General features: G+C 33.6%; 9 protein-coding genes. 7 read left to right on the forward strand and 2 right to left on the reverse strand.

Going from position 1 to position 8,838, the window contains the following annotated elements; translation table 11 throughout:
* Positions 1-81 precede the first annotated feature (81 nt).
* A complete protein-coding gene (locus tag MVY38_RS06820; protein WP_297484621.1) occupies positions 82-348 on the reverse strand; it encodes a hypothetical protein in 267 nt (88 codons plus the stop codon).
* Positions 349-546: 198 nt separating this feature from the next.
* Between MVY38_RS06820 and MVY38_RS06825 the strand changes: the two genes are divergently transcribed.
* The 3 genes from MVY38_RS06825 (at position 547) to MVY38_RS06835 (ending at position 4,679) form a co-directional block, all read left to right on the forward strand.
* Positions 547-2,121 (forward strand): efflux RND transporter permease subunit, encoded by a 1,575-nt coding sequence (locus tag MVY38_RS06825; RefSeq protein ID WP_297484622.1) that lies wholly within the window; start codon positions 547-549, stop codon positions 2,119-2,121.
* Between the two features lies 1 nt (position 2,122).
* Positions 2,123-3,877 (forward strand): efflux RND transporter permease subunit, encoded by a 1,755-nt coding sequence (locus MVY38_RS06830; RefSeq protein ID WP_297484623.1) that lies wholly within the window; start codon positions 2,123-2,125, stop codon positions 3,875-3,877.
* 61 nt (positions 3,878-3,938) lie between these two features.
* Positions 3,939-4,679: a DUF481 domain-containing protein gene (locus MVY38_RS06835; protein ID WP_297484625.1), complete on the forward strand. Its 741-nt coding sequence runs from the start codon at positions 3,939-3,941 to the stop codon at positions 4,677-4,679.
* Between the two features lie 38 nt (positions 4,680-4,717).
* Here the strand turns inward: MVY38_RS06835 and MVY38_RS06840 are convergent, their stop codons facing one another.
* Complete coding sequence (locus MVY38_RS06840; RefSeq protein ID WP_297484626.1) at positions 4,718-5,458, reverse strand: hypothetical protein; 741 nt, start codon at positions 5,456-5,458, stop codon at positions 4,718-4,720.
* A gap of 205 nt (positions 5,459-5,663) precedes the next feature.
* Here MVY38_RS06840 and MVY38_RS06845 point away from each other — a divergent pair, with 205 nt between their 5' ends.
* The 4 genes from MVY38_RS06845 to MVY38_RS06860 form a co-directional block, all read left to right on the forward strand.
* Positions 5,664-6,074, forward strand: a complete 411-nt coding sequence (locus MVY38_RS06845) for a cytochrome C (RefSeq protein WP_297484628.1) — start codon at positions 5,664-5,666, stop codon at positions 6,072-6,074.
* Positions 6,075-6,079: 5 nt separating this feature from the next.
* The gene (locus tag MVY38_RS06850; protein ID WP_297484629.1) at positions 6,080-6,901 is read left to right on the forward strand and encodes an efflux RND transporter periplasmic adaptor subunit; all 822 of its coding nucleotides are present in this window, start codon (positions 6,080-6,082) and stop codon (positions 6,899-6,901) included.
* Between the two features lie 36 nt (positions 6,902-6,937).
* A complete protein-coding gene (mgtE, locus tag MVY38_RS06855; protein ID WP_297484631.1) occupies positions 6,938-8,266 on the forward strand; it encodes a magnesium transporter in 1,329 nt (442 codons plus the stop codon).
* 13 nt (positions 8,267-8,279) lie between these two features.
* The coding region (locus MVY38_RS06860; protein ID WP_297484633.1) for a DUF21 domain-containing protein at positions 8,280-8,838 on the forward strand (559 nt) is incomplete at its 3' end.

The following is an 8,838-nucleotide window of genomic DNA, read 5'->3' on the forward strand; positions in this document are numbered from 1 at the left end:
TAAGTATGCATTCCCAAGCTGGAGCTTGGGAACGAGAAACGTCCTCGTTGGGAATGCATACCTCGTTTTTCACTTCTCATATCACCACATCCTCTCTATCTCTATCAACCCTTGTATCCCTTCATAATCCCTTGCACTACTATATCTCCAATGTTTACACTCATCGACATAACCTCTTTTTACAGGGTTTTGGTGAACATATTTTATCTTTTCTATCATCATTTTTTCATTTTGTATCAGTTTGGGTTGAAATCCCTCTTGCCAAACTTGATACTCCGTATGTGTTTTATGTGCTTTTTTATAAAATGCAAGTTGCTCCAATATAGTTTTAACTCTGTTTTTTTGCAAAAGAAGATACAGTAGACTCCTTCATAGTTACAATACATAGTTAAGCGTTAGTTTGGTTTCTATTAATTTTTATTATTTTACAGCTATTTGTGTATTATAGTAAATAATTATAGATATATAGAGATAAGAAAAAGAATTATATGTAAATTTATAGATATTTATATAAAATAAACTTATAGAGTTTTAAGGAAATTCAAAATGAAAGACGTGAAAATAAAGAATATTGCTGGTTATCTTTCAAGGGCTTTTTTGAGAAATCCTTTAACACCAGTCCTGGCAATTGCTATACTAGTTTTAGGGTATATATCTCTTGAAGTTATGCCAAGGGAGGAGGACCCTCAAATTGCTGTAAGTGGTGGTTCAATAATTGTTCCAATGCCTGGGGCATCACCAGATGAGATAGATAATGCAGTATTGAAACCTTTAGAGCGCAGAATTAGCGAGATTAAAGGTGTGAAAGATGTTTATTCTACGGCTATGCATAATGTAGGAATGCTCAATATCCAGTATAAAATAGGCGAAGATAGAGAGAGTTCAAACTTAAAACTTTATGATAAAGTTATGCAAAATATGGATTCTCTGCCAGGGGGTGCCATGAATCCTATTGTGAAGCCTTTTGACATAGATATTGATGTACCCATCGTTACGGTAGCTTTTTATAAGAAAAAAGAGTTAGGAATAGACCATATAAAACTCTATAAGCAGATAAAAGAGATACAACAAGATATTAACGCAATTCAAAATATATCAAAAACAACTTTAAAAGGTGCCAAACGACCGCAGTTCAATGTTCTTTTTGATTTAGATAAACTTTCGGCATATCATATCTCTATTGGACAGGTTGTGCATTCTATTCAAGCAATAGCAAAAAATGCTCCTGAGATTGACCTGCCGAGCAAAGAGGGTAAACTTATTGTGTTTGGGGTTAAAAATGCTATTAATTCCATAGGAGATCTGCAAGCATTAGTTGTTGCAAAATACCGAGGATCTTTAATTTATTTAAGAAATGTAGCAAAGGTAGAGTATTACTATGATATACAAAATTATAAAGAGGCATTGATCTCATATAAGGCTGATGGAGAACCTTTTAGCGAGACAAAAGACCAAGTGACGCTGACAATATCAAAACTCAAAGGAAGTAATGCTGTAACTTTAGCAAAAAAAGCACTTGATATGCTTAAAGAGTATGACACCCAACTCGATAAAATGGGATTAGGATATATAGTCACTAGAAACTATGGTCATAGGGCAAATGAGGCTGTAAATGAACTTGTACATCATCTTGTACTGACCATTGCCATTATATCACTTATTCTTATTCCTGCTCTTGGCTGGAGGGAGTCTTTGGTTGTAACTATTGCCGTCCCTATGATACTCGCTGCCACTCTTTTTGTTGCATTTATGACCGATCAGACCATAAATAGAATTACACTTTTTGCCTTTTTACTCTCCTTAGGACTTATTGTAGATGATGCGATTATTGTGATTGAAAATATTCATAGGCGAATGCACCTCAAAGAGACACAAGATCAGGATTTTGACCAGATTATTATTGAAGCTACAGATGAGATAGGACCTTCAACAAATATTGCAACGATTGCCATTATGCTTACAATGATACCAATGGCATTTGTAGGAGGAATGATGGGACAGTTTATGTTGCCAATTCCTCTTAATGTTCCTGTAGCATTAGCTATCTCGCTTTTTGTAGCATATGTTTTTGCACCCTATCTAGCCAAAAAATTTATTAAGCGTGTAAAAGGACATCATTAGTATGAAAGATTTAATTTATAAGATAATAAGTTCTAAACGCAAGCAACGAATGGTTGGTTTTATTGTGTTGTTTTCACTTATTGTGTCAGTAGGTATGATACCAACCAAATTAGTATTGGCGAAAATGTTACCTGGTAAAAGTGCAAATACCTTTAGCATATATGTCGATACCGCGACAAACTCGACAGTAAGAGAGACGAAAGATGTCTTAAACTGCGTAAGTGATATACTTAAAAAAGAGGAAAATATTAAAAATATGGAGATGTTTGTGGGGCAGGGTGCTCCTCTTGATTATGCAGGGCTTGTAAAGGGGAGTGCATTTAAGTCTTTGAAAAATCAGGCAGAGATGGTTGTGAATCTTACAGATAAAAATGAAAGAGATGAGCCCTCATTTATGATGGTGCATAGATTGAGACCCATAGTGCAACAAAAATGTGAAAAAATTTACAAAGGTACGAGTATTAAGTTTGTAGAGATGCCCTCAGGTCCTCCTACATTTGCAACAGTTCAGGTTAATCTCTTTGGAAAAGATACAGATTTACTGCGTAAAACATCACATGTTGTTGCCTCTGCGTTTAAGCAGACAAAAGGGCTTGTTGATGTAGATATTATGGAAGATGATATTTTTGTACGTTATGAAATTTTGCCAAATGTTGAAAAAATTATTAACTCACATCTCTCTGTTGCACAGGTAAGTAAGACACTCTTTCTCGCTTTTAAAGGAAATGTTGTTGCCACGAAAAATTCGACACAGCAGCAGGGGCAAATTCCTATTTTTGTCTCTTTAAATAAAAAAACACGAACCTTAGAGCGCGCAACAAAAGAGGATTTAGAGTTAAAACTCTCAAGATTGAAACTCTTAAATAAAATGGGAGCGATGATTCCTGTTATAGAGGTTGTAAGTATAGTTCCAACACTTTCTGAACCTACAATTTATAAAAAAAACATGCACTATGTTGCTTCTGTTACAGCAGAATGTGATTTAGTTTCTCAGGTCTATCCTTTACTAGATGCTCGTGAGTTAATGATAAAAAAACTTTCACATGATTTTAATATTACAAGACTCACCGGTTTTAGTACCTATATGTTTGATTTAGCTTTAGTAAATAAAAAGACGGGAGAAAAGATACTTGCACGATGGGATGGAGAGATGAAAGTTTCACTTGACACCTTCCGTGATTTAGGAGGTGCCTTTATTTCTGCACTCGTCTTAATGTTCTTGTTGATGGTAGTCTATTATAAATCATTTGCATTAAGCGGTATAGTTTTGATAGCAAGTTTTTTATCTATTATTGGGGTAATTGTGGGACATTTTATTACAGATATTATTTTTCAAGTAATTTCAGGTATGAATTTTTATCTTACAGCTACATCTCTTATAGGCTTTATCTCTTTAATGGGAATTAGCGCAAGAAGTTCGCTTTTGCTAATTGATTTCACAAAAGCCTTAATAGCATCAGGAGTAGAAAAATATGATGCAATTGCAACAGCTACGGCAACAAGAGCTAAACCAATTTTATTAACTGCGGTTGCAATTATATTGGGTTCACTGCTTTTGGCTACAGATCCTATTTTTGGAGGTTTGGGAATTGCACTTATTTTTGGAAGTATGGCTTCTACACTTGTCTCCCTTTTTTATGTACCTGTTCTTATGGCAAAAACAGTAGCTATTTGCCCCACTGATAAAGATTTGGAGTGTAAAGAGGGAGAGGGTAAAAGTGCAGATGAAATAGATGTCCAAGAAGTTGCTCCTTGATTAAAAAATAGGTAATAGTAAAAGCATAAAATGGTATTATTTCAAAAAAAAATGAGTAAAAATGAAATATTTAATTATTTTAGTGTTAAGTGTCATAAACCTTTTTGCTTTAGTATCTATTTCTCCAGTGCAAATAGGGGATAAGCCAGGTTTTAGTGGTGTCGTAAAGGGTTCTTTAAATACAAAAAGAGGTAATACTGATTCAGATAACTATACAGCAGGATTGAAACTCTCTTATGACAATAATCAATCTTATTTAATGTGGGGTGAATTTAATTTTAGTTATGGTGAAGTGAGTGGAGTTAAAAATACAAATTCAACATTTACACATCTGCGTTATATTCATAAACTAGAACAAGATCTTGATTGGGAAGCTTTTGTTCAGTCTCAAAATAATGAGTTTACTAATGTGGCTGAAAGATTTTTAACAGGGGCAGGTTTACGCATTCATCTTGATAAAGAGCGTTATGGAAATTTATATTTTGGTCTTGGTAGTTTTTATGAATATTTGAGTTATACAACAAGCGTGGATCCTAAAGAGAATAATATAAGAGGAAATTTTTATCTTGCGTATAAAAAAGAGTTTGCTACGGATTCTCAGCTTTCGTATGTGGCGTATTATCAGCCAAAAGTCGGAGATATTAATGATTATATTGTTTCAAATGCTTTTGAATTGAAAATATTGATTTATGAAAAGTTATATATTAGTTTTCTTATAAGTTATAATAAAGATGCCAAACCTGCACAAGATGTTAAGCATGTTGACTTCTCTCAGGAAACATCTTTTATTTATAAGTTTTAAAAAGAGGTCGTAAAAGACCTACTTTTTTAAGGAAAAAACTAAAGTTTTTTCCCTTCATATTTTTCTTTTAATTTGAGATACTCTTTATAATCATCATCTGAAATATTTTTTGAGATAGATTTTGTAGAGTCATTCGCATTATTTGAAATGGTTTTAGTAGAATCATTTGCATTATTTGTTGCTGTATTTGATGAGTCTCTTAAATCATTTGAAATAGTCTTAGTAGAGTCATTCGCATTTTTCGTTGCCGTGTTTGATGAATCTCTTAAATCATTTGAAACAGTTTTTGTAGAATCATTCATATTGTTAGATGTAGTTTTAGCCGCATCATTTACATCATGAGAAACTGATACTGCCGAGTCTTTGAAATCTTTTGTAGCCATAGCGGAGCTATCTTTAAAGTCTCTTGTAGTATTTGACATAGTATCTTTTGAGTCTTCTGAAACTTCAACAGTCGAATCTCGTAAATCTCTACTTACACCTGTAGTAGTGTCAGAACCACTCTTAACAGTAGCTACTTCACTCGTTTTTAAATCATCACTTGCTTTAACAGCTGTATCTTTTGCATCGTGACTTACATTTGTAACCGTTCTCTCCCCACTTTTTGAAACTTCTACACCACCATCGACACCAGATTTAAAAGAATCTTTTGCATCATGACTCATTGAAGTCACACCATCTTTCATATCTTTAAACATATCACCAAAACTAAAATTTGCCGATAAACTTGTTGTCAATGCTATAGCAGCAACCGCACTTACTAGTAATTTTTTTGTCATCATTTCCCCTTTTTGATTGAACCTTAAAACAACTATATCTCGTTAAAGCTAAAGAAAAACTTAATATTGAATAAAAAAATCTTATATTGTATAAAAGTGTTTTTATACTTCACATATAATTATTTTTAATAGAAAATTATTAAAAAAATTGATATTTTTATATTTTTTAGTGCTATAATAGTTTCAAATACATAAAGGGGTTAGAATGAAGAAAGTGATATTAGGGGTATTGGTTTTAGGAAGTTTAGCATACGGTGCGCAATATACGAAAGCAGACAGAATCAAAGATATGCGTACAATGGCAGGAGCTATGAATACTATTGAGAGTGGTTTTTTCTATAATAATTATGAGACAGTGGCAGCTGGTGTTACAAAGCTATCAGATACCATTGAAAATGTAAAGCCACCTATTGAGGAGGAGACAGAAAAAAATCCTATGGCACGATATATGAATGGAAAGATTAAAATGACAAATAAAATTGTTAAAAAGATAAATCAAAAAGCACTTACTATTTTGCAAAGATTTAAAAGTGGAGACTCTTCTCAAGCTGTTCAAGCCTATACGAAAATTTTAGGACAGTGTATGAAATGTCATAGAGAAATTCGTCGCTGGTAATGTTTATGAAATATATATTATTTATTTTTCTTGCGTTTACATCACTCTTCGCAAATGAGTTGATACTGACGGGTACGGTTATTTCTAACAATAAAAAGATGATACCTGCACGATATATGGGGTATGTAAAAAAAATAAATTTTGAAGTTGGAGATAGTGTTAAGCGGGAAGATACTCTCTTTGAGCTTGAATCAGCAGAGTTCGATATTTTGGAGTCTCAAGCAAATTTGGCGCTTGAGCAGGCGAACTTGATGTTGGATGTCTATAAAACAAGGGTAAAGGTCTTTAAAAAACATAAAAGACGATTAAGACAAAAAAAGAAAATGATGCCTACTATGGATTTTCGTGCAAATATGGAAGATTTGAATGAAAACATAGATGACATAAGTGGTTCAATAGAAGCTGCAAAAGTTTTGGTAAAAGAGGCAAGTGAAAAAACAAAACAGTTTGCTACTATTGCCGGATACTTAAAAGTAAAAGCTCCAAATGACGGTGTTGTTGTAGATAAACGCATTGAAGTTGGAGATATGGTGGCACCAGGGATGCTAACTATGGTCATAGTTGATATGAAGCATCTTGAGATAGAAGCTGAAGTAGCAGAATCAGACCTTAAATATCTTCGACGCAATAAGGTTGTAAAAATTACCATTCCTTCTCTGGATTATAAAGCATCTGGTTATATAAAAGCGATAGTACCAAGTGCTAATCCAATGGCACATACTTTTAAAATTCGTGTCCATTTTGAAAAGACAAGCAGTATGATTTTTCCAGGAATGTATGCAAAGGTTTATGTAGACTTAACTAATGAAATAGCCAACAAAATCTAATACGATTTTGCTATTTCATTGGGTATAATTACGACAATGAATAACTTTGACAAATATATAAAAGAACACAATGAAAGCGAGATGCACCCTGCAGAACTCGCCAAACTCCTTAAAAATCTTAATGACCATGATTTTAGTGAAGCAATTAAGCGTGTACCAAATGACTTAGTCGGTGATGTAGCCCTTGCTCTGCCAGATAGGTACTTTGATGATGTCGTAGAAAATCTCAGTATTGATGAGCTTTCTCATGCAGTAAGTGAGCTGGAATCGGATGATCAATTGGAGTTTATGCAAGAGCTCGAAGATGTGGATGAAAACAAGGCATCTAAGGTCTTTCATTCACTAGATGCTGAAGATAAACATGAAATTTCTGAGCTGAAAAAATATGATGAAAATCAAGCTGGTGCATATATGCAGCTTGAAGTATTTACCGCAAATGAAAATGAAGTAGTTCAAGATGTCATTAAAAGATTTGCAAAACTAAGAAAAGCTAATGAACTAGAAAATGTCCAAAACCTCTTTATTGTTGATCAACACAATAAGCTCTTATATACTATTGGTTTAGACGATCTTCTTATTTTTGATTTTTCAAAAACTATTAAAGAGAATAAAGCACTGAGTGATGAGTCCTTTGACTCTAAGGTCGCCGTGGATACAGAAGATATTAAAGAGGTTGTAAACTACTTTAAAGAGTATGACCTCTCTGTTATTCCTGTTATAAACAAACATGGTGTTTTACTTGGGCGTATTACCTCTGATGATATTTATGACATTATTAATGAACATGCAACAGAGCAGATGTATAATCTTGCGGGTGTTGATGATGATGCAGAAGAGGATGAAGATGTTATAAAAGCAGGAAAAAAGCGTGCTTATTGGCTCGCTATAAACCTTGTAACTGCCATCGCTGCATCTCTTGTTATTGGAATGTTTGAGAGTACCATTAACTCTATGGTAGCCCTTGCCGTTTTGATGCCAATAGTTGCTTCTATGGGTGGAAACGCAGGGACACAATCACTCACTGTTATAGTACGTCAGTTAGCACTGGGTGAAATTACAAAAGGTGATGCTTTTAGAAGTATCAAAAAAGAGGTTGCAATCTCGCTCATGAATGGTTTTATATTTGCTATTCTCATAGGTATTATTGCTTACCTATGGTTTAAAATTCCTCTGCTTGGGGTTGTTATTGGTCTAAGTATGATTATAAATCTTTTTATGGCTGGTTTTTTTGGTGCTGTCATACCTCTAGCTTTAAAATGGCTAAAAATTGACCCTGCAATTGGGAGTACAGTTATATTAACAACTGTTACAGATGTTGTTGGCTTTTTTAGCTTTTTGGGTCTAGCTAAAGTTATACTTTTATAAGGATTATAAAAAAATGGAATTACTCGTAATATTTTTTGTTCTCTCTGTTGGCATATCGTTTTTATGCTCTGTGTTAGAATCTGTCTTGCTTTCAATAAATATGTCTTATGTAGCAGTGCTTGAAAAAGAGAGTCCATCAGTTGGTGCAATTTTGAGAAATCAAAAAGAGAATATTAATAAGTCTATCGCTTCTGTACTTATTCTTAATACCATTGCAAATACTTTAGGTGCAGCAGCAGTTGGTGCGCAGGCTTCAAAAATCTTTGGAAATGATGCTGTTGTTTATGTCTCTGTTGTGCTTACTTTTGCCATTCTTTTTATCTCTGAAATTATTCCAAAAACCATAGGAGCTATTTACTGGAAACAGTTAGCACCTCTGTCTGCATATTTTATTAGAGTTTTTATCTGGATTACTTATCCTATTATTCTCACAACTCTAGCTGTAACAAATAAAATTTCTAAAGGAAATAGTGACTCACACTCGCTTACAAAAGAGGAATTTTTAGAGAGTATGTATATGAGTGAAGATGAGGGTGTCATAGATGAGCAAGAGTCTGATGTTATTGAAAATA

Origin of the sequence: Sulfurimonas sp. (assembly GCF_027056685.1) — a bacterium.
Taxonomy (GTDB): Bacteria; Campylobacterota; Campylobacteria; order Campylobacterales; family Sulfurimonadaceae; genus Sulfurimonas.